This window comes from Neobacillus novalis NBRC 102450, from assembly GCF_001591805.1.
Classification (GTDB): Bacteria; Bacillota; Bacilli; order Bacillales; family Cytobacillaceae; genus Neobacillus; species Neobacillus novalis.
The window spans coordinates 1-20,739 of sequence record NZ_BCVP01000031.1; the positions used below are offsets into that span (position 1 = coordinate 1).

Here is a 20,739-nt window from a genome sequence, read left to right on the forward strand (position 1 = left end):
CTGCCAGGCAAATCTAGGACAACCTGAAAAGGTTGTCTTTTTTGCGTTTTCAATTTTTATTTTTCTTTCTTAAAGCAATCAACCAAATATTATTTAAATAATCACAGGTTTTACAACTGCGAGATTTGGGGAAAATCAATAGTAGTGAATCGTTGCATCAAAAGAAAAATTTGAGTATAATTTAAGTCAAATATAGTCAAAGTCAAAAGATAGGGGGTGGGAAAATGCGGAACATCTCCGATATTATTGAAAAGTACTTAAAACAAGTTTTGGAAATGAGTGAAAAGGATCTTGTTGAAATTAAAAGAAGTGAAATTGCTGATAAGTTTCAATGTGTTCCTTCGCAAATTAACTATGTAATCAATACCCGCTTTACCATTGAAAGAGGGTACATTGTAGAAAGTAAACGGGGCGGCGGCGGTTATATTCGGATAATCAAAGTTCAATCCCATGATTTGGCTCATTTAATTGACCAATTGCTTACGCTTGTCCAAAGCCGAATTAGTCAAACAAGTGCTGAGGATGTCATTATCCGTCTTGTCCAAGAGGAGATTATTACAAAGCGCGAAGCGAAAATCATGCTGAGTGTTATTGATCGTTCTGTTTTATATATTGATCTTCCGTATCGGGATGAATTAAGAGCAAGAATGTTAAAAGCAATGTTAACATCTTTAAAATATTATAAATAATTGACGCAGCCGGAGAGGTGAAAGCAATGATTTGCCAGGAGTGTAATCAAAGGCCTGCAGCACTTCATTTCACCAAAATAATTAATGGTGAAAAGACCGAAGTACAGCTTTGTGAGAAGTGTGCTCAGGAAAAGGGTGAAATGTTTATTTTTACTAGCGAAACAGGATTTGCCTTTAATAATCTATTAGCAGGTTTATTAAATATCGATCCTGCATTTCAAAAGCAAAGTCAAAGTCCGTTCCACCAGGAGGAAATCCTTCAATGTGAGAACTGTTCGATGACGTTTCCGCAGTTTTTAAAGGTAGGTCGCTTTGGTTGTGCCCATTGCTATGAAACCTTTGAAGAACAGTTAAATCCAGTTTTAAGGCGCCTCCACAGTGGAAACTGGACACATAACGGCAAAATTCCAAAAAGAATTGGCGGCGGCCTTCATCTTCGTAAACAAATAGAAGAATTGAAGAATAACTTAAGAAATTCTATCACCCAAGAAGAATTTGAGAAAGCGGCCGAGATTCGCGATGAAATCCGTACATTAGAGAAAAAATTAGCTGGAAGCGATAAGGGAGGGGAATAGCGTGTCGCTTGAACGTTTTCTAAAGACTGCTGTCAGCTCCTGGATGAGCGAGGAAGGACCTGATTCAGATATTGTCCTAAGTTCCCGAATCCGTTTGGCGCGGAACTTCAAAGACTATAAATTTCCAACACTCTTTTCACATGAAGAAGCAAAAGTGATTATTGTAAATATGGAAGAAACAATAGGGAAATCGGATTTTCAAAAATTTGGTCAAATGGAATTGTTGAAAATCGATGAAATGCAGCCGCTTCAAAAAAGGGTATTAGTCGAAAAGCATTTGATTAGTCCTCATCTGGCTGAAGATTCGCCCTATGGTGCTGTTTTATTAACCGAAAATGAAGAAGTTAGTATTATGATTAATGAAGAGGATCATATTAGGATTCAATGCCTGTTCCCCGGGCTGCAATTATCGGAGGCATTGGATGCGGCAAATGAAATTGACGACTGGCTTGAAAGTAACATTCAATATGCCTTTGATGAAAAACATGGTTACTTAACAAGCTGTCCGACCAATGTTGGCACAGGACTTCGTGCTTCTGTCATGATGCATCTGCCAGGGTTAATCTTAACGCAGCAAATCAGTCGAATTATTCCTGCCATCAACCAATTAGGTCTTGTTGTCAGAGGGATTTATGGTGAAGGCAGTGAGGCCTTAGGGAATATTTTTCAAATTTCTAATCAAATAACGCTTGGTAAATCAGAAGAGGATATTGGCCGTGATCTTAAAGGGGTGGTGAGCCAGCTTATTTCACAAGAAAGGTCGGCCCGTGAAGCATTACGAAAGACTTCGAACATACAATTAGAAGATAGAATATTCCGCTCCTTAGGCGTGCTGGCTAATAGCCGAATTATTGAGTCAAAAGAGGCGGCCAGGTGTTTATCAGATGTTCGGCTTGGAATCGATATGGGGTATATCGAGAAATTACCTAAAACAATTTTAAATGAATTAATGATTTTAACCCAACCTGGGTTTTTACAGCAATATGCAGGCGGTCCATTACGGCCGCATGAACGAGATATCAGACGTGCAGGATTAATTAGGGAACGACTAAAAATGGAGCAGGAAAAATAGGTGAGGAGGAAGAGAATATGATGTTTGGCCGTTTTACTGAAAGAGCACAAAAAGTTCTTGCTTTAGCTCAAGAAGAGGCAATTCGACTTTTGCATAACAATATAGGGACAGAGCATATTTTATTGGGATTAGTTCGCGAAGGGGAAGGAATTGCTGCGAAAGCACTTAATGGTCTTGGTTTAGGCTCTGATAAAATCCAAAAAGAAGTGGAGAATTTAATTGGTAAGGGCCAAGAAACAGCTCAAACAATTCATTATACTCCTAGAGCTAAAAAGGTCATTGAATTATCAATGGATGAGGCTCGTAAGTTAGGACATTCCTATGTGGGCACAGAGCACATTCTCCTTGGGTTAATCCGTGAGGGAGAAGGGGTTGCTGCCCGCGTACTTAATAACCTTGGTGTAAGTTTAAATAAGGCACGCCAGCAGGTGCTTCAATTATTAGGCAGTAACGAATCCAGCGGTCATCAGGGAGGCGCTTCTGTCAGCGCAAACACGCCGACACTTGACAGCCTCGCCAGAGATTTAACAGCTATTGCACGTGAAGGCAGCCTGGACCCTGTAATTGGCAGGAGCAAGGAAATTCAACGAGTTATTGAGGTATTAAGCCGCCGAACGAAAAATAACCCTGTATTAATCGGGGAGCCGGGTGTAGGTAAAACGGCGATTGCGGAAGGACTTGCACAGCAAATTGTTAATAACGAAATACCGGAAATCCTTCGTGATAAACGAGTAATGACTCTGGATATGGGAACCGTTGTAGCAGGGACGAAATACCGCGGTGAATTTGAGGACCGTCTGAAAAAAGTCATGGATGAAATCCGCCAGGCAGGAAATATAATTTTATTCATTGATGAGCTGCACACCTTAATTGGCGCTGGCGGTGCTGAAGGGGCGATTGATGCTTCGAACATTTTAAAACCATCACTTGCCCGTGGAGAACTTCAGTGTATTGGAGCCACAACGCTAGATGAGTACCGGAAATATATTGAAAAAGATGCGGCGCTGGAAAGACGGTTTCAGCCGATTCGTGTTGATGAACCAACGGCTGCAGAATCAGTTCAAATTTTAGAAGGCTTACGTGACCGCTATGAGGCTCATCATCGCGTTTCCATTACCGATGAAGCCATCCAGGCAGCAGTAAAGCTTTCAGACCGTTATATTTCTGACCGGTTCCTGCCTGATAAAGCGATTGATTTGATTGATGAAGCTGGTTCAAAAGTACGGCTTCGTTCTTATACAACACCTCCTAATTTAAAAGAATTAGAAGTTAAACTTGAGGAAGTCCGAAAAGAAAAGGATTCCGCTGTTCAAAGTCAGGAATTTGAAAAAGCGGCATCATTAAGGGATACAGAACAGCGTCTTCGTGAACAGCTAGAAGAAACGAAGAAGACATGGAAAGAAAAGCAGGGAAAAGAAAACAATGAAGTAACGGTGGAGGATATTGCCAGTGTGGTTTCAAGCTGGACCGGCGTCCCTGTCTCCAAGCTTGCCGAAACGGAAACAGCAAAGTTACTTAATTTAGAGGAAATCCTTCATTCCCGAATTATTGGTCAGGAGGAAGCCGTTAAAGCTGTCTCAAAGGCCGTTCGCCGGGCAAGGGCAGGATTAAAAGATCCGAAGCGCCCGATAGGTTCCTTTGTTTTCCTTGGACCAACTGGGGTGGGAAAAACCGAATTAGCACGCGCCTTAGCTGAGGCGATGTTTGGGGATGAAGATGCGATGATTCGGATTGATATGTCCGAATACATGGAGAAGCATTCTACATCAAGACTTGTAGGTTCACCGCCAGGATATGTCGGCTATGAAGAAGGCGGGCAATTAACGGAAAAGGTCCGCAGGAAACCGTACTCTGTTATCTTGCTGGATGAAATTGAAAAGGCGCATCCAGATGTATTTAATATCCTACTGCAAGTACTTGAGGATGGCCGGTTAACGGATTCAAAAGGAAGAACAGTTGATTTCCGTAATACTGTCCTAATTATGACTTCCAATGTAGGTGCTGAATCGCTTAAACGCAACAAGTATGTCGGTTTTAATATCCAGGATGGTGAGCAGGATTACAAAGACATGAAGAGTAAAGTGATGGAGGAACTCAAGAAAGCCTTCCGTCCTGAATTTTTGAATCGGATTGATGAAATCATTGTATTCCATGCGTTGGAGAGAAAGCATCTTAATGAAATTGTCACCTTGTTGTCTGAGCAGTTAATCAAACGCTTAAGGGAGCAGGATATTTCAATAGAGTTAACGGAGGCAGCGAAGGAGAAAATTTCGCAAGAGGGATACGACCCAGAGTATGGGGCCAGACCTCTACGCCGTGCGATTCAAAAGCATATTGAAGACCGGTTGTCTGAAGAGCTATTAAAAGGAACGCTATTAACGGGTCAGCATGCTATTATTGATGTGGATAATGGTGAATTTATCGTAAAAATGACCGAGAAAGTAAGCTTAGGAAAATAGAACCATCAATAATGATTTTAGATGCTTTACAACAAGCAGAGGTACACGTGAATAAGGTCGAATCGTGTGCCTCTTTTTTTATTTTTATATTACTAGCGGGGTAGAGTGTTTATGGCAAAACGAAAAACAAAGTTTATCTGTCAAGAGTGCGGGTATGAATCCCCTAAGTGGATGGGGAAATGTCCTGGCTGTGGACAGTGGAATAAGATGGTTGAAGAAGTGGAAGTAACGGGTGCAGCTAGACGGGGAGCCTTTGCACATTCTCAAAGCGGTTCAACCGTTTTATCTAAACCTATGGCGATCAATACGATTGAAATGGAAAATGAACCGAGAATTTTAACCGACTTAAATGAACTGAACAGGGTTCTAGGCGGCGGCGTGGTTAAGGGTTCGTTAGTGTTAATTGGCGGAGACCCCGGGATTGGCAAATCAACCCTGCTTTTGCAAGTATCTTCACAGCTTGCCAATAAAGGCAATCAGGTTTTATATATCTCCGGTGAGGAATCGTTGCGGCAAACAAAACTCCGGGCAGAACGATTAGGGATATCATCGGCAAATTTGTTCGTTTATGCTGAAACAAACCTGGAAGAAATTAACCGGACCATTGAAGGTACAAACCCAAGTTTCGTCATCATTGATTCGATTCAGACCATCTTTCATCCCGATGTAACGTCAGCGCCGGGCAGTGTATCACAGGTCCGTGAATGTACGTCTGAATTAATGAGAATCGGCAAAACTAAAGGAATTGCTATCTTTATTGTCGGGCATGTGACAAAAGAAGGTTCAATTGCCGGCCCGAGGCTGCTTGAGCATATGGTGGATACCGTTCTATATTTTGAAGGGGAGAGACATCACACCTACCGAATTCTTAGAGCCGTGAAAAATCGCTTTGGTTCCACTAACGAAATGGGTATTTTTGAAATGAAGGAATTTGGTCTTGATGAAGTGGAGAATCCATCAGAGATTTTTTTAGAAGAACGTTCACGCGGTGCGGCAGGCTCGACTGTTGTTGCCTCGATGGAAGGGACGCGGCCAGTCCTTGTTGAAATACAGGCCTTAATCTCGCCGACAAGCTTTGGTAATCCGAGAAGAATGGCAACGGGAATTGACCATAACCGAGTCCCGCTTTTAATGGCGGTCTTGGAAAAGCGGGTTGGAATGCTGCTGCAAAATCAAGATGCCTATTTAAAAGTAGCCGGTGGCGTCAAATTGGATGAACCGGCGATTGACCTCGCTGTTGCAGTCAGTATTGCCTCTAGTTTCAGAGATAAACCAACGAGACCAACGGATTGCATTATTGGTGAAGTGGGGTTAACTGGTGAAGTAAGAAGAGTTTCAAGAATTGAACAGCGTGTTCAGGAAGCCGCAAAGCTGGGCTTTGAACGCGTAATATTACCTGCAAATAATTTGAGCGGCTGGAAGGGGCCAGCCGGTGTCCAACTCATTGGTGTTTCATCTGTCAGTGAAGCACTAAAAGCAGCTCTGGGAGGTTAAAACACAGATGGAAAATAAGAAGCTTGGTGAGCAATCTGTCAGTGATGTTTTACAGTTTCTTGCACCCGGTACACCGATTCGCGAGGGAATTGATAATGTCCTCCGGGCGAACACAGGGGGTCTTATCGTTGTAGGTTATAACGAAAAGGTAAAGGGGATTGTGGACGGCGGCTTTGAAATCAATTGCCCTTTTTCTCCAAGCTTTTTATATGAACTCGCAAAAATGGACGGTGCCATCATCTTAAATGAATTAGGCAGCAAGATTCTTTTTGCTAATGCTCAGCTAGTCCCAAACTCGGAAATACCATCGACAGAAACAGGGATGCGCCATCGCACAGCCGAAAGGGCTGCTAAGCAGACAAAAGCCTTATGTATCGCGATTTCTCAACGACGAAATGTCATTACCCTATATCAAGGAAATTTCCGCTATGCGTTAAAGGATATTGCGGTCATCTTAGCAAAAGCCAATCAAGCGATTCAGACGCTGGAAAAGTACAAGGTAGTGCTGGAGCATAGTATCACTAATTTGAGTATTTTAGAGTTTGAGGAATCGGTTACATATAACGATTTTTTACTAGTTCTCCACCGTTTTGAAATGGTCTTAAAGATTAAAAATGAATTGTTAACCTATCTGCATGAACTTGGGACAGAGGGACGGCTCATACGCCTGCAGTTGAAGGAGATTTTAACCGATTTGGAAAAAGAGGTCATGCTCATTATTAAGGATTATGCCTTCGAACGTGACATTAAAGCCCAGGATGTCCTCAATCGAATGCAGGTTTTAGCGAATAACGGCTCTATTGAGGATATCGTTTTATTAAAACTTATGGGGTATCTTGGTTATGTTCATTTGGATGAAAACAAAAATCCGCACGGCTATCGAATTCTCCATAAGATACCAAGACTTCCGACTGTCATTATTGAAAATCTAATCAGTAGTTTTGGTGAGCTTTCAAACATTACCAATGCCACGGTGGAGGAGCTGGATGATGTAGAAGGAATTGGCGAAGTGCGGGCAAAGAAAATCCAAGAAGGCTTTAGATTGATAAAGGAGCGGTTAAATACCGATCGGCAGCTGTAAAAGCAAAAGGACGTCCCACGCCGCCATTTGTTTGACACGGTTTTTTTCCAGTGCTACCCTATGGATAGTAAGACTTGAAGATAACAACTATATTTCAAACCGTTTACAATTTGGAAAAATAATCAACAAATCAAGGTTTCAATTCTAGGAATATGTTTATAATGAATTAGAGGAGGTGAAGGAATGTTAAAACGTATTGTGCAAGCTTGCTTCCTCATTATTGGAGGTACGCTGGGGATCTTGTTATTACCGGAATTGTTCAAATTATTTCATATCAATGACATTCCAGTGATTAACAATTCGTATGTTGCTGCTATTTTAGGTGCTATTATTTTTTATCTTATAACCTTTTGGGCAGTAGATTATGTCTTTAATTTTATTAAATGGGCTGAAGATTCGTTAGTGAAAATCCCTGTAACAGATGTGCTTTTCGGCAGTGTAGGATTGATTTTTGGTTTGATTGTTGCTTTTTTAATTGGTTTTGCGCTAAATGCTGTACAGGTACAATTTTTAAATGCGGTCGCGCCCATTTTGCTGACGCTATTGTTTGGCTACCTTGGCTTTCAGGTAGGCTTCAAAAAGAGGGATGAATTGCTAGGGCTTTTTGGCAATCGAAGCAATAAGAAAAAGTCAGCCGAAGAGGAAAACGAAAAGGCAATTGGTTTAGATTGGAAAATACTGGACACGAGTGTTATTATTGATGGCCGAGTTGCTGATATTTGTCAGACGGGGTTTTTGGAAGGTACGATTGTTATTCCCCAGTTCGTGCTTGAAGAATTACAGCATATCGCTGATTCTTCTGATGTGTTGAAACGAAATCGCGGCCGCAGAGGCTTAGACATCTTAAACCGAATCCAAAAGGAACTCTCGATTAAGGTTGAAATTTACGAAGGCGACTTTGAAGAAATTGGCGAAGTGGATTCGAAGCTGGTAAAGCTTGCGAAAATAACAAATGGCATCCTAGTCACCAATGATTTTAACTTAAATAAGGTATGTGAACTGCAGAATGTCTCCGTTTTAAACATAAATGATTTAGCGAACGCCGTGAAACCAGTCGTTCTTCCAGGTGAAGAACTAACGGTTCAAGTGATTAAGGATGGAAAAGAGTATCATCAAGGCGTAGCCTATTTAGATGATGGAACGATGATTGTTGTCGAAGAAGGAAGAGAATACATTGGAAAAAGAATCGATGTTCTTGTAACAAGTGTTCTTCAGACCTCTGCCGGCAGAATGATTTTTGCCAAACCCAAATTACTCGAAAAAGCTTTATAGATAGAGAGAGGTAATCATATGACTTACCAAGTCATTCTCCCGGCTGCTGGTATGGGAAAAAGAATGGGAGCAGGAAAAAACAAACTTTTATTAGAGCTTAATGGGATGCCTGTGCTGATTCATACATTACGTGTGTTCGAAGAGGATGAAGCTTGCAGCGGGATTATTCTAGCCATTCACCCGCAGGATGAGGCGGTTTTTAAAGCACTGCTGACAAGGTATAACGTGACGAAAGTAATTAATCTAGTACCTGGCGGGGAAGAGCGTCAGCATAGCATTTATAATGCACTGAAAACAGTGAGGTCTGACGGCATTATCCTTGTTCATGATGCGGCAAGGCCGTTTATCCAAAAAGAGCAAATCCACCGGTTAACAAAAACAGCGCAAGAAACCAGTGCTGCTATTATGGGAGTACCGGCAAAGGACACGATGAAAAAGATACAAAATGGTGTGGTAGTAGAAACTGTCGAGCGTTCAAGCTTGTGGGCTGTTCAAACCCCACAAGCTTTTCGCATTTCCTTGCTTAGACAGGCATATGAACAGGCTGAAAAAGACTCCTTCCTTGGAACAGATGATTCCAGTTTAGTGGAGCGGCTAAACCATCCCGTAACAATGGTGGAAGGAAACTACGATAATATTAAGCTGACCACACCAGAAGATTTATTTTTTGCGGAAGCAATTTTGAAAAAAAGGGGTTTTTAATGATGTTTCGAATTGGACAAGGCTTTGATGTTCACCAATTAACAGAAGGACGTCCGCTGATTATTGGCGGCATCACGATTCCATATGAAAAGGGCCTTTTGGGTCATTCTGATGCTGATGTATTATTACATACTGTTTCAGATGCCTGTCTCGGGGCGATTGGAGAGGGTGATATCGGCAAACATTTTCCCGATACCGATCCAAACTTTAAAGATGCCGACTCCGCGAAGCTGATGGAGCATGTATGGCAGCTCGTTAAGGATAAGGGGTACGAGCTGGTCAATGCCGATTGCACCATCATTGCTCAAAAACCAAAAATGGCTCCCTACATTGAGCAAATGCGTGCACGGATTGCCGAATTGCTAGAAGCAGCACCAGAGCAAATCAATGTAAAGGCGACAACGACCGAGAAGCTAGGCTTTACCGGCAGAGGAGAGGGCGTTGCCTCCCAAGTAGTAGTTTTATTGAAAAAGAAATGATAAAATAGTCAGTTGAAATCATATAATTTATTCATGGAGGCATTATTATGTCAAACAAAGTTCGTGTAAGGTATGCTCCAAGTCCAACAGGACATTTACATATTGGAAATGCCCGTACAGCGCTATTCAATTATTTGTTTGCTCGGAATCAAGGCGGTAAATTTATTATCCGTATTGAGGATACAGATAAAAAGCGGAATATTGCTGGCGGAGAAGAAAGCCAGTTAAAATATTTAAAATGGCTTGGCATCGATTGGGATGAAAGTGTTGATGTCGGTGGGGAATTTGGCCCGTACCGTCAATCGGAACGAAATGATATTTATGAAACCTACTACAAGCAATTGTTAGAAACGGGTCATGCATACAAATGTTATTGTACTGAAGCTGAGATTGAAGCCGAGCGCGAGGCACAAACTGAAAGGGGCGAAAATCCCCATTATTCCGGTAAATGCCGTCATTTAACTCCGGAGGATCGCCAAAGATTAGAAAGTGAAGGCCGTGAACCAAGCATTCGTATCGCTGTACCTGAAGGGGTTACCTATACGTTTGATGATATGGTAAAAGGACCTGTTTCCTTTGAATCAGAAGGAATGGGCGACTGGGTCATCATTAAAAAGGATGGAACGCCAACCTATAATTTTGCTGTAGCCATTGATGATCATTTAATGGAGATTTCCCATGTCCTTCGCGGGGATGATCATATTTCTAACACACCTAAACAGCTGATGGTTTATGAGGCATTGGAATGGGAGCCGCCCATTTTTGGCCATATGACATTGATTGTCAACGAAAGCCGCAAGAAACTAAGCAAGCGGGATGAATCAATTATTCAATTTATTGAACAATATGAGGATATGGGCTATCTTCCGGAAGCATTATTTAACTTTATAACTTTGCTTGGCTGGTCGCCAGGTGGTGAAGAGGAAATTCACTCTAAGAATGAGTTTATTGAGCTGTTTGATGCGAATCGCCTCTCCAAATCACCCGCTTTATTTGATAAGCAAAAGCTTACATGGATGAACAATCAATATATGAAAAAGATTGAGGTTGACCGTGTACTTGAACTTGCGCTTCCACACTTAATTAAGGCGGGACGTTTACATGCAAATCTGACTGATGAAGAGCATCAGTGGGCCCGGGGCTTGGCTGCTCTGTTACAGGAAAAAATGAGCTTTGGTGCAGAAATCGTTGAGTTATCAGATATGTTCTTTAAAGATGAGGCGGAATATGAAGAAAATGCAAAGGAAATTCTCTCCGGGGAACAGGTTCCGGAAGTGTTAAAGGCATTTACCCATGAGCTGGACCAGCTAGCAAGCTTCCAAGCCGATGGAATTAAGGCAGCGATGAAAGCTGTGCAAAAGTCCACCGGCCAAAAAGGAAAGAATCTATTTATGCCGATTCGCGCCGCAGTAACAGGGCAGACACACGGACCAGACCTGCCGCAAGCAATCGAACTCTTAGGTAAAAATAAAGTCCAAATGAGAATTCAAAAAATTATTGGTTAACATTATTGGGGAAATGTAATATAGTAAAGGAAAGAAATTCATACAATCTAAAGTGTTGAAGAGGAAAAGTAAAAAAATGATGCTGAAAGAGAGAACCATCACCGGCTGAAAGTGGTTTAAGCTCCTCATTTTTTGAAATGCACCTCTGAGCCCCGTTTCGAAAGAGTCAACTCTAGTAGAAATGGGCGGAACCTATCCGTTAACAGGTAGAGTGAGACCAGTATCTAGCTTCGTTTTCCAACGAGCTAATCCGGTCTAATCAGAGTGGAACCGCGCACAAGCGTCTCTGTCGAATACGACAGGGGCGTTTTTTTTATTATCTAAGCACAAAGGGGGGAAACGGCAATGTTCGAAAAGTTGAGGGAGGACGTTCGGGTCGTTTTTGAACAGGATCCTGCAGCAAGAAGCTCCGTTGAGGTAATCCTGACCTATTCAGGCTTACACGCTATTTGGGCACATCGGGTGGCACACGCATTATTTAATCGCAAATTACTTTTTCTTGCTAGGGTGATATCGCAGATAAGTCGGTTTTTTACCGGAATTGAAATCCATCCAGGGGCAAAAATAGGAAGGAAATTCTTTATTGACCACGGGATGGGCGTGGTGATTGGGGAAACTTGTGAAATTGGGGATAATGTAACTATCTACCAAGGAGTAACGCTGGGTGGAACGGGTAAAGAAAAAGGGAAACGGCATCCTACGATTAAGGATAATGTCCTGATTGCCACCGGAGCGAAAGTACTCGGATCGATTACGATTGGAGAAAATTCCAAAATTGGCGGCGGCTCGGTTGTCTTAAAAGAAGTCCCCCCAAATTCAACCGTCGTGGGGATTCCGGGCAGGGTTGTCATTCAAGATGGGAAACGGATTAATAAAGACCTGAACCACTGTGATTTGCCGGATCCAGTTGCCGACCGCTTAAGAGAAATGCAAAATGAACTAGATGAGCTTAAGAAAGAACTGGAAGAAATAAAAGGTGAAAGGATAAAATTTAATGAACATTCAAATTTATAATACACTTACGCGCAAGAAAGAAACTTTCGTACCGCTTGAAGAAGGAAAGGTCAAAATGTATGTTTGCGGTCCGACGGTCTATAATTATATTCATATAGGAAATGCCCGCCCGGCGATTGTCTTTGATACGGTCCGGCGCTATTTTGGATACCGCGGCTATGATGTCAAGTACGTATCGAACTTTACCGATGTAGATGACAAGTTGATTCGGGCAGCCAATCAGTTAGGGGAAGACGTTCCAGCCATTGCCGACCGTTTTATCAACGCCTACCATGAGGATGTTTCCGCATTAGGATGCCAAAAAGCAAATGTCCATCCTCGGGTCATGGAAAACATGGGAATCATCATTGATTTCATCAGCCAATTAATCGAAAAGGGCTATGCTTATGAATCAGAAGGCGATGTTTATTTTCGAACAAGAAAATTTGATGGTTACGGCAAGCTGTCCCATCAATCAATCGATGATTTGCAGGTTGGAGCAAGAATTGAAGTCGGTGATAAAAAGCAAGATGACCTAGACTTTGCCTTATGGAAAGCGGTAAAAGAAGGAGAAATCTACTGGGAAAGCCCATGGGGCCTTGGCCGGCCAGGCTGGCATATTGAATGCTCAGCAATGGCGAAAAAGTATTTAGGCGAAACGATTGACATCCATGCCGGCGGTCAGGATTTGACGTTCCCGCACCATGAGAATGAAATTGCTCAAACAGAGGCCCTTACCGGTAAACCCTTCGCTAACTACTGGATGCACAACGGCTATATCAATATTGATAATGAAAAAATGTCTAAATCACTTGGCAATTTTGTATTGGTTCATGAGATTATTAAAAAACATAATCCGCAAGTGTTACGGTTTTTTATGTTATCCGTCCATTACCGCAATCCGATTAATTACAGCGAGGAATTATTGGAGAGCACAAAGGCTGCCTTGGAACGCCTGACAACCTCTTATCAAAATTTAAAGCATCGCAAAGAGGCGAGTACGAATTTAACCGATAATAATCATGAATGGCTTAACAAAATTGCTGCTTCCCGTGAACAATTTATTGAGGCAATGGATGATGACTTTAACACGGCTAAGGCCATTTCCGTATTATTTGATCTTTCAAAGCTGGCTAATTATTACCTTTTAGAAAAGAATACTGCAGTGGAAGTTATTGACGCGTTTACAAACCAATTCGACGAATTATTTCTTGTCCTAGGGATGACGCTTGAAAGTGAAGAATTACTGGATGAAGAAATTGATACGTTGATTGAAAAACGAATTCAGGCACGGAAAGACCGTAACTTCCAATTGTCCGATCAAATTAGAGATCAATTAAAGGACATGAATATTATTTTAGAAGACACACCGCAAGGTACTAGGTGGAAAAGAGGCTGATTCTATGCTTGATTATGAACAAACAGTTGATGTGAAACAGTTAAACAGCCTCGCGCTGGCCTACATGGGTGATGCAATCTTTGAAACCTATGTAAGGCGGCACCTTTTGTACAGCGGTAAGGTTAGACCGAATCAGCTGCATCGTACGGCAACGAAGTACGTATCGGCGAAGGCGCAATGCCAAATTCTTTTTCAGATGAAGGAAGATCACCTGCTGGACGAAGAAGAATTAGCTGTGGTCCTCCGCGGCAGAAATGCAAAATCAGGGACGGTTCCGAAAAATACAGATGTCCAGACCTATCACTACAGTACAGCGTTTGAAGCGTTGATGGGCTATTTATTTTTAACGGGCAGACAGGATCGGTTAGAGGAGCTTATTCAGAAGGCATTCTTATATGTGGAGGAAAGTAAGGAGGAACGCTAGATGGACCAGGAATACATCGTTGGAAAAAACCCAGTTATCGAAGCACTTAAATCAGAAAGGGATATTAATAAAATCTTAATTGCTGAAGGGTCGCAGCGAGGGCAGATGCAGCAGATTACCCAATTAGCGAAAGAAGCAAATGTGCTCGTCCAATTTGTCCCGAAGAAAAAAATAGACCAAATCTCGGGAGAAAATCATCAAGGGGTCTTGGCCTATGTTGCTGCCTATCAATATGCTGAAATTGATGATTTGTTTGCGGCGGCAGAAAAGAAAAACGAAGCTCCCTTCTTCTTGTTGTTGGATGAAATTGAGGACCCGCATAACCTGGGTTCAATTATGAGGACGGCGGATGCGGCCGGAGCCCATGGGATTATTATTCCGAAACGAAGGGCTGTCGGTCTAACGGCGACAGTAGCAAAAGCTTCGACAGGCGCAATAGAATATATACCGGTAGTCCGCGTGACCAATATGGCCCGGACGATTGATGAATTAAAGGAACGAGGCGTATGGATTGCTGGAACGGACGCCAAAGGAAAGCAAGATTATCGCCAAATGGATGGCACGCTGCCGCTGGGACTAGTCATCGGCAGTGAAGGAAAAGGGATGGGCCGGCTTATCGGGGAAAAATGTGATTTTCTCATTCATTTGCCGATGGCAGGGAAGGTAACATCCTTAAATGCCTCTGTAGCAGCAGCATTGCTCATGTATGAGGTTTACCGAAAACGGCATCCGCTCGAGAGGTAGCTTATGGATATCCTGCTCGTTGATGGATATAACATTATCGGTGCCTGGCCGGAGCTAAGGAAGTTAAAGGATCGTGATCTGCCCGCGGCAAGGGACCGCTTAGTGGAAAGAATGGCTGAATATCAAGCCTTTTCTGGTTACCGTGTCATTGTTGTATTTGATGCCTATTATGTACAAGGGACAGAAAAAAAATATAAAAACCATAAAGTAGAGGTCATTTTTACAAAGGAAAATGAAACGGCGGATGAGCGGATAGAAAAACTGGCGATTAGTTTAAACAATCGGAGAACGCAAGTTCATGTAGCTACCTCTGATTTCACAGAACAATGGGCGATTTTTGGACAAGGGGCTTTAAGGATGTCTGCCCGCGAGCTCCTTATAGAAATGTCCTCGATTGAAAAAGGGATTGAAAAAAAAGTGAAGATCATCCAAGAAAAAAAACCAGTTTCCAAAATACCGATTAGCGATGAAGTGGCAGAAATTTTTGAAAAATGGCGCAGAGGACAGAAATGAGCTCTCGACTTCAAAATATTTCTAATGTATACTGTTAGTATGTATGCTTGTTCGGTGGAGGGGATCTACGTTGGGTACAGACTTCGGGACAAAAAACAATGACCACTTCTTTGTAATGGAAGATGAGGAAATTGTCGACTTAGTACATCAGGGTGATAGTGAAGCATTGGATTATTTAATCCATAAGTATCGTAATTTTGTACGTGCAAAAGCAAGATCCTATTTTTTAATCGGCGCGGATAAAGAAGATATTGTCCAAGAAGGGATGATTGGACTTTATAAGGCAATTCGAGACTTTCGTGAGGACAAGCTTACCTCCTTCAAGGCGTTTGCCGAGCTATGTATTACCCGTCAAATTATTACCGCGATTAAAACGGCAACACGGCAGAAGCATATCCCGTTGAATTCTTATGTCTCTTTGGACAAGCCTATTTATGATGAAGAATCAGACCGGACATTAATGGATGTTTTGTCAGGTGCCAAAGTACTTGACCCGGAAGAGTTGTTTATTAATCAAGAGGAGTTTGACCATATAGAAGTGAAAATGTCTGAATTATTAAGCGATTTGGAGCGGAAGGTTCTAGCCCTTTACTTAGATGGTCAATCGTATCAAGAGATTTCTGAGGAGCTTAATCGCCATGTCAAATCGATTGATAATGCCTTGCAGCGAGTGAAAAGAAAGCTTGAGCGCTATTTAGAAATTCGTGAATTTTCCTTGTGATTTGAACCATTGCCATTATAATGAAGCCGTTCTCAAATGTTATTGACATTAAATAGGGTCCGTGTTACATTTTTATGGATAAATAAGAAATTTACTTGAAGGTGTCGAAATATGAGCAAAAAGGTAATTCTTGCTTGTGTTGACTGCGGCTCGCGGAATTATTCGACCGTCAGCAAAGAGACACAAACAAAAAGGTTAGAATTGAAAAAATTCTGCAAAACGTGCACAACGCAAACGTTACACCGGGAAACAAAATAAAACTAGATAGATTTAGCAATTATTTTTAGATTTTGGGGGGTTACTATAGATGCGCATTAAGAAGTTCTTCAGTGATGTTATCCGCGAAATGAGAAAGGTCAGCTGGCCAAAGCGCGGTGAATTAACTCGTTCCACCGTTACTGTATTATCGACCGTTGTTTTTTTCGCAGCGTTCTTCGCCGTTCTTGATTTAGGAATTTCAAAATTGATTCGTTTAATTCTTGAATAATAAGTTACTTTTCATGGTATAATGGTGATTAATAAAGGAAATTTTATCTAAAAGCCCGTCTATGCGGGTTTTTTCATTTGCTAAAAAAATAAATTTTAATTGATAGAATAAGGAGGGACGGACGCTCTAGTCCTCTTAAATGGAAAAGAATTGGTATGTGGTGCATACGTACTCGGGGTATGAAAATAAAGTAAAAGCCAACTTGGAAAAACGTGTGGAATCTATGGGGATGTCGGATAAAATATTCCGTGTCGTTGTTCCTGAAGAAGAAGAGACTGATTACAAAAATGGCAAGAAAAAAGTAGTCAAACGGAAAGTGTTCCCAGGTTATGTCCTAGTTGAAATTGTGATGACGGACGATTCTTGGTATGTTGTCCGCAATACGCCTGGTGTAACGGGATTTGTCGGCTCTGCAGGATCCGGTTCCAAACCAACACCGCTTCTTCCAGAAGAAGTAGTTATGATTCTTAAACGGATGGGCGTAGAAGAAAAACGTGTCGATATTAACTACGAACTTGGTGAAACCGTACGAGTGAAGGAAGGTCCATTCGCAAACTTTACCGGATCTATTGAAGAATTAGACAAGGACAGATCAAAGCTTAAAGTTCTTGTTAATATGTTCGGCCGGGATACCCCAGTAGAGCTTGATTTTACACAGATTGAGAAATTAATGTAAAAAAACTTGAAATCATTTTTAAAAAGTGGTAATATTTCATAGGTCAGTATGTCTCCAATGTGAGACGGGACTTTTTATCAAGTTCTTTATGAATATAATATAAAGACAGATGCCTGAGTGGGAGGGTCCCAATGAAGGGTACCCAATTACCACATCACGGACTTTAAGGAGGTGTGTCTCGTGGCTAAAAAAGTAATTAAAGTCGTTAAATTACAAATTCCTGCTGGTAAAGCAAACCCAGCGCCGCCAGTTGGACCTGCGCTAGGTCAAGCCGGTGTTAACATCATGGGATTCTGTAAAGAATTTAACGCTCGTACAGCAGATCAAGCTGGATTGATCATTCCTGTTGAAATCACGGTTTTTGAAGACCGTTCATTTACATTTATTACGAAAACTCCTCCTGCTGCCGTTCTTTTGAAAGTAGCAGCTGGAATTCAGTCTGGTTCTGGTGAACCTAACCGTAATAAAGTAGCAACAGTAAAGCGTGATACAGTACGCGGGATTGCGGAACAAAAAATGCCTGACCTAAACGCAGCAAGCGTTGAAGCAGCAATGCGCATGGTCGAAGGTACTGCACGAAGCATGGGAATCGTTATCGAGGACTAATCCGTGTGAACTGTTTGGTGTAATGTGGGGGTTGCGACGATGATATTTCACTCGCAGCCCTTATTCGTGGGAGAATTATTCGCTAAAACCACATTCTAGGAGGAAATAAAAATGGCTAAAAAAGGTAAAAAGTATTTAGAAGCGGCTAAGCTTGTAGATCGCCTAAAGGCATATCCAATTGCAGAAGCAGTTGATCTTGCAAAGAAAACAAATTTCACAAAGTTTGACGCAACTCTTGAAGTTGCATTCCGCTTAGGCGTTGACCCTAAGAAAGCGGACCAACAAATCCGTGGTGCAGTTGTACTTCCAAACGGAACTGGTAAAACTCAGCGCGTTCTAGTTTTCGCGAAGGGTGAGAAAGTGAAGGAAGCAGAAGCAGCTGGCGCTGATTATGTAGGCGATTCAGAGTACATCACCAAAATCCAACAAGGTTGGTTTGACTTTGATGTTATCGTTGCAACTCCTGACATGATGGGTGAAGTTGGTAAACTTGGACGTGTATTAGGACCTAAAGGCTTAATGCCAAACCCTAAAACAGGTACTGTTACATTTGATGTAACAAGAGCAATCAATGAAATTAAAGCAGGTAAAGTTGAATACCGCGTTGATAAGTCTGGAAATATCCATGTACCAATCGGTAAAGCATCTTTTGAAAACGAAAAATTGGTTGAAAACTTTAACACAGTGTTTGAAACCTTGTTAAAAGTTAAGCCTGCTGCTGCAAAAGGCACATACATGAAGAACGTAACAGTTGCTTCAACAATGGGACCTGGCGTGAAGGTAGATCCTTCATCCGTTGCAGTTAAGTAAGATTTTCCAATTGACAAAACAAAGTAGATTTACTATAATCAGTTTTGTTGTTTAAATAATAAACATTTGTACTGTAGACAGCAGGTGCGTTTGCGCTTAATTTCCTGCCGAGGTTAGAGAATAGATTAAGCTGAACCATTCAGCTGATGTATGCTGCCTCCATGTCTGAAATACGATATGGAGGCTTTTGCTTTCCAGGTATAAATGTAGATATTCTACAGGAGGTGTAAAGATGAGCAGTGCAATCGAATTAAAGCAACAAATCGTTGATGAAATCGCTGGGAAATTAAAGGCTAGTGTTTCAACTGTTGTTGTTGATTACCGTGGTCTTTCAGTTGCCGAATTAACTGAACTTCGTAAACAGCTTCGTGAAGCAGGTGTTGAATTTAAAGTTTACAAAAACTCAATGACACGCCGTGCTGCTGAAGCAGTTGAGCTTGCTGGTTTAAATGATGCATTAACAGGTCCGAACGCCATCGCGTTCAGTACTGAAGATGTTGTAGCACCAGCTAAAATCTTGAATGACTTTGCGAAAAAGCATGAAGCACTTGAATTAAAAGCAGGTGTGATTGAAGGAAATGTTGCAACAGCTGAAGAAATTACAGCACTTGCAGCCCTACCATCACGCGAAGGCCTACTTTCAATGCTACTCAGCGTACTACAAGCACCAATTCGCAATCTTGCTCTTGTTACAAAAGCAGTTGCAGAACAAAAAGAAGAACAAGGCGCGTAAGTTAATAGAAAGGCTGAAGCGCCCTAGGCGAAGAAGCTGGACAATCTTAATCGCAAACTAATAAATTTGAACGAAAACTAAGGAGGAAATTTAATCATGACTAAAGAACAAATCATTGAAGCAGTTAAATCTATGACTGTTTTAGAACTTAACGATCTAGTAAAAGCAATCGAAGAAGAATTTGGCGTAACTGCAGCAGCTCCTGTAGCAGCTGGCGGCGCAGCTGTTGCAGCTGTTGAAGAGCAAACTGAATTTGATGTAATCCTAGCTAGCGCTGGCGACCAAAAAATCAAAGTTATCAAGGTTGTACGTGAAATCACTGGCCTTGGACTTAAAGAAGCAAAAGACCTTGTTGACAATGCACCTAAAGCTATTAAAGAAGGCGTTACTAAAGAAGAAGCTGAAGAAGTTAAAGCTAAACTTGCTGAAGTTGGAGCTAACGTTGAAGTTAAGTAATTTTTCTATAAAAAAGCTCGCTTTTTAAGCGGGCTTTTTTTCGCTTGATAAATATCCTCGATTACCTCTATTTTTAATACTCCCCGGGAGGTGAGTCTGATGTCTGAACATTACTATTCTCGAACTCAAAAGGTTGAAAGCGATCCGAAGTATTGGGATTTCACCCTAAAGAATCACCTTTTTCGTTTTAAAACCGATAACGGTGTTTTTTCGAAGAGGGAAGTAGACTTTGGATCCCGTTTATTAATTGAGTCTTTTATCATGCCGGAGATGGAAGGACCTGTTCTTGATGTTGGCTGCGGCTATGGGCCAATCGGTTTATCAATTGCCAAAGACAACCACAGCCGTGTGATTCACATGGTGGATGTTAATGAACGAGCGATAGAGTTGGCGAAGGAAAATGCAGCACTGAATGGAATCGCCAATGTTGAAATCTATGAAAGTGACCGGCTCCTAAGTGTAAAAGAAACAAGCTTTGCTGCCATTTTAACAAACCCGCCAATAAGAGCAGGAAAAAAGACGGTTCATGATATATATGAACAAAGCTTTGAGCACCTTGTTCCTGGAGGGGCGCTTTGGGTGGTCATTCAAAAGAAACAAGGAGCACCATCTACACTTGAAAAATTAGAGACGATGTTTTCCGTTGTAGAGACTACCGACAAATCCAAAGGCTATTTTATCATTAAGGCAATAAAGTAGTTGACTCTATATGTCCGTTGTGGTAGCATTATAAAATGCCATCATAATAATTTCCGAATTATTCCTAAAAATACTTATTTTTTTAGTATAAAAACGGATTAAGAAGGAAAAGATGACAAAATAATAGCCAAAATGTGAAAATGTGGTTTT

The 20,739-nt window shown here is 41.6% G+C and carries 24 protein-coding genes and 2 other annotated features; all 24 genes read left to right on the forward strand.

Translation table 11 applies throughout. The features are described 5' to 3' along the window. Window positions 1–224: 224 nt before the first annotated feature. The 24 genes from BANVL01_RS20320 to BANVL01_RS20430 all read left to right on the forward strand — a co-directional run bounded on the left by BANVL01_RS20320 (window position 225) and on the right by BANVL01_RS20430 (window position 20,589). Entirely contained in the window at window positions 225–689 is a 465-nt protein-coding gene (locus tag BANVL01_RS20320) for a CtsR family transcriptional regulator (RefSeq protein WP_066094602.1), read from the forward strand. Window positions 690–715: 26 nt separating this feature from the next. Continuing rightward, window positions 716–1,264, forward strand: coding sequence for a protein-arginine kinase activator protein McsA (gene mcsA / locus BANVL01_RS20325; RefSeq protein ID WP_066094605.1), 549 nt, complete (start codon window positions 716–718; stop codon window positions 1,262–1,264). A 1-nt stretch (window position 1,265) separates the two neighbouring features. Beyond that, complete coding sequence (gene mcsB / locus BANVL01_RS20330; RefSeq protein ID WP_066094606.1) at window positions 1,266–2,336, forward strand: protein-arginine kinase McsB; 1,071 nt, start codon at window positions 1,266–1,268, stop codon at window positions 2,334–2,336. Window positions 2,337–2,353: 17 nt separating this feature from the next. Further along, on the forward strand, window positions 2,354–4,795 hold the full coding sequence (clpC, locus tag BANVL01_RS20335) for an ATP-dependent protease ATP-binding subunit ClpC (RefSeq protein ID WP_066094609.1): 2,442 nt from the start codon (window positions 2,354–2,356) through the stop codon (window positions 4,793–4,795). A gap of 111 nt (window positions 4,796–4,906) precedes the next feature. After that, complete coding sequence (gene radA / locus BANVL01_RS20340; RefSeq protein ID WP_066094612.1) at window positions 4,907–6,289, forward strand: DNA repair protein RadA; 1,383 nt, start codon at window positions 4,907–4,909, stop codon at window positions 6,287–6,289. A 7-nt stretch (window positions 6,290–6,296) separates the two neighbouring features. Next, a complete protein-coding gene (disA, locus tag BANVL01_RS20345) occupies window positions 6,297–7,370 on the forward strand; it encodes a DNA integrity scanning diadenylate cyclase DisA (protein ID WP_066094615.1) in 1,074 nt (357 codons plus the stop codon). Window positions 7,371–7,553: 183 nt separating this feature from the next. After that, window positions 7,554–8,642, forward strand: a complete 1,089-nt coding sequence (locus BANVL01_RS20350) for a PIN/TRAM domain-containing protein (RefSeq protein WP_066094618.1) — start codon at window positions 7,554–7,556, stop codon at window positions 8,640–8,642. A gap of 18 nt (window positions 8,643–8,660) precedes the next feature. Continuing rightward, on the forward strand, window positions 8,661–9,344 hold the full coding sequence (gene ispD / locus BANVL01_RS20355; protein WP_066094623.1) for a 2-C-methyl-D-erythritol 4-phosphate cytidylyltransferase: 684 nt from the start codon (window positions 8,661–8,663) through the stop codon (window positions 9,342–9,344). A gap of 2 nt (window positions 9,345–9,346) precedes the next feature. Then, complete coding sequence (gene ispF, locus BANVL01_RS20360; RefSeq protein ID WP_066094625.1) at window positions 9,347–9,823, forward strand: 2-C-methyl-D-erythritol 2,4-cyclodiphosphate synthase; 477 nt, start codon at window positions 9,347–9,349, stop codon at window positions 9,821–9,823. Between the two features lie 47 nt (window positions 9,824–9,870). Then, window positions 9,871–11,328, forward strand: coding sequence for a glutamate--tRNA ligase (gene gltX, locus BANVL01_RS20365; protein ID WP_066094631.1), 1,458 nt, complete (start codon window positions 9,871–9,873; stop codon window positions 11,326–11,328). Window positions 11,329–11,374: 46 nt separating this feature from the next. Continuing rightward, window positions 11,375–11,619, forward strand: a binding site (T-box leader). 54 nt (window positions 11,620–11,673) lie between these two features. Continuing rightward, window positions 11,674–12,342, forward strand: a complete 669-nt coding sequence (cysE, locus tag BANVL01_RS20370) for a serine O-acetyltransferase (protein WP_066094634.1) — start codon at window positions 11,674–11,676, stop codon at window positions 12,340–12,342. Beyond that, window positions 12,323–13,720 (forward strand): cysteine--tRNA ligase, encoded by a 1,398-nt coding sequence (gene cysS, locus BANVL01_RS20375; RefSeq protein ID WP_066094638.1) that lies wholly within the window; start codon window positions 12,323–12,325, stop codon window positions 13,718–13,720. Before cysE ends, cysS begins: the two co-directional genes overlap by 20 nt. A 4-nt stretch (window positions 13,721–13,724) precedes the next feature. Further along, on the forward strand, window positions 13,725–14,144 hold the full coding sequence (locus tag BANVL01_RS20380) for a Mini-ribonuclease 3 (protein ID WP_066094641.1): 420 nt from the start codon (window positions 13,725–13,727) through the stop codon (window positions 14,142–14,144). Then, a complete protein-coding gene (rlmB, locus tag BANVL01_RS20385) occupies window positions 14,145–14,888 on the forward strand; it encodes a 23S rRNA (guanosine(2251)-2'-O)-methyltransferase RlmB (RefSeq protein ID WP_066094645.1) in 744 nt (247 codons plus the stop codon). A gap of 3 nt (window positions 14,889–14,891) precedes the next feature. Next, entirely contained in the window at window positions 14,892–15,401 is a 510-nt protein-coding gene (locus BANVL01_RS20390; protein ID WP_066094648.1) for an NYN domain-containing protein, read from the forward strand. Window positions 15,402–15,471: 70 nt separating this feature from the next. After that, complete coding sequence (gene sigH, locus BANVL01_RS20395) at window positions 15,472–16,122, forward strand: RNA polymerase sporulation sigma factor SigH (protein ID WP_156482375.1); 651 nt, start codon at window positions 15,472–15,474, stop codon at window positions 16,120–16,122. A 111-nt stretch (window positions 16,123–16,233) separates the two neighbouring features. Next, complete coding sequence (gene rpmG, locus BANVL01_RS26940) at window positions 16,234–16,380, forward strand: 50S ribosomal protein L33 (protein ID WP_082805083.1); 147 nt, start codon at window positions 16,234–16,236, stop codon at window positions 16,378–16,380. Window positions 16,381–16,429: 49 nt separating this feature from the next. Beyond that, window positions 16,430–16,609 (forward strand): preprotein translocase subunit SecE, encoded by a 180-nt coding sequence (gene secE / locus BANVL01_RS20400; protein ID WP_066094654.1) that lies wholly within the window; start codon window positions 16,430–16,432, stop codon window positions 16,607–16,609. Between the two features lie 139 nt (window positions 16,610–16,748). Continuing rightward, on the forward strand, window positions 16,749–17,285 hold the full coding sequence (gene nusG / locus BANVL01_RS20405) for a transcription termination/antitermination protein NusG (protein WP_066094656.1): 537 nt from the start codon (window positions 16,749–16,751) through the stop codon (window positions 17,283–17,285). Between the two features lie 180 nt (window positions 17,286–17,465). Next, window positions 17,466–17,891, forward strand: coding sequence for a 50S ribosomal protein L11 (gene rplK, locus BANVL01_RS20410; protein ID WP_066094659.1), 426 nt, complete (start codon window positions 17,466–17,468; stop codon window positions 17,889–17,891). Between the two features lie 111 nt (window positions 17,892–18,002). Further along, window positions 18,003–18,701 carry a 50S ribosomal protein L1 gene (gene rplA, locus BANVL01_RS20415; RefSeq protein ID WP_066094662.1) on the forward strand — a complete coding sequence of 233 codons (699 nt, stop codon included), beginning with the start codon at window positions 18,003–18,005 and terminating at the stop codon, window positions 18,699–18,701. Window positions 18,702–18,754: 53 nt separating this feature from the next. Further along, window positions 18,755–18,900: a sequence feature (ribosomal protein L10 leader region), on the forward strand. A gap of 33 nt (window positions 18,901–18,933) precedes the next feature. Next, entirely contained in the window at window positions 18,934–19,434 is a 501-nt protein-coding gene (gene rplJ / locus BANVL01_RS20420) for a 50S ribosomal protein L10 (RefSeq protein WP_066072272.1), read from the forward strand. Window positions 19,435–19,530: 96 nt separating this feature from the next. Then, window positions 19,531–19,890 (forward strand): 50S ribosomal protein L7/L12, encoded by a 360-nt coding sequence (gene rplL, locus BANVL01_RS20425; protein WP_066094665.1) that lies wholly within the window; start codon window positions 19,531–19,533, stop codon window positions 19,888–19,890. Between the two features lie 99 nt (window positions 19,891–19,989). Further along, entirely contained in the window at window positions 19,990–20,589 is a 600-nt protein-coding gene (locus BANVL01_RS20430) for a class I SAM-dependent methyltransferase (protein WP_066094668.1), read from the forward strand. Window positions 20,590–20,739 lie beyond the last annotated feature (150 nt).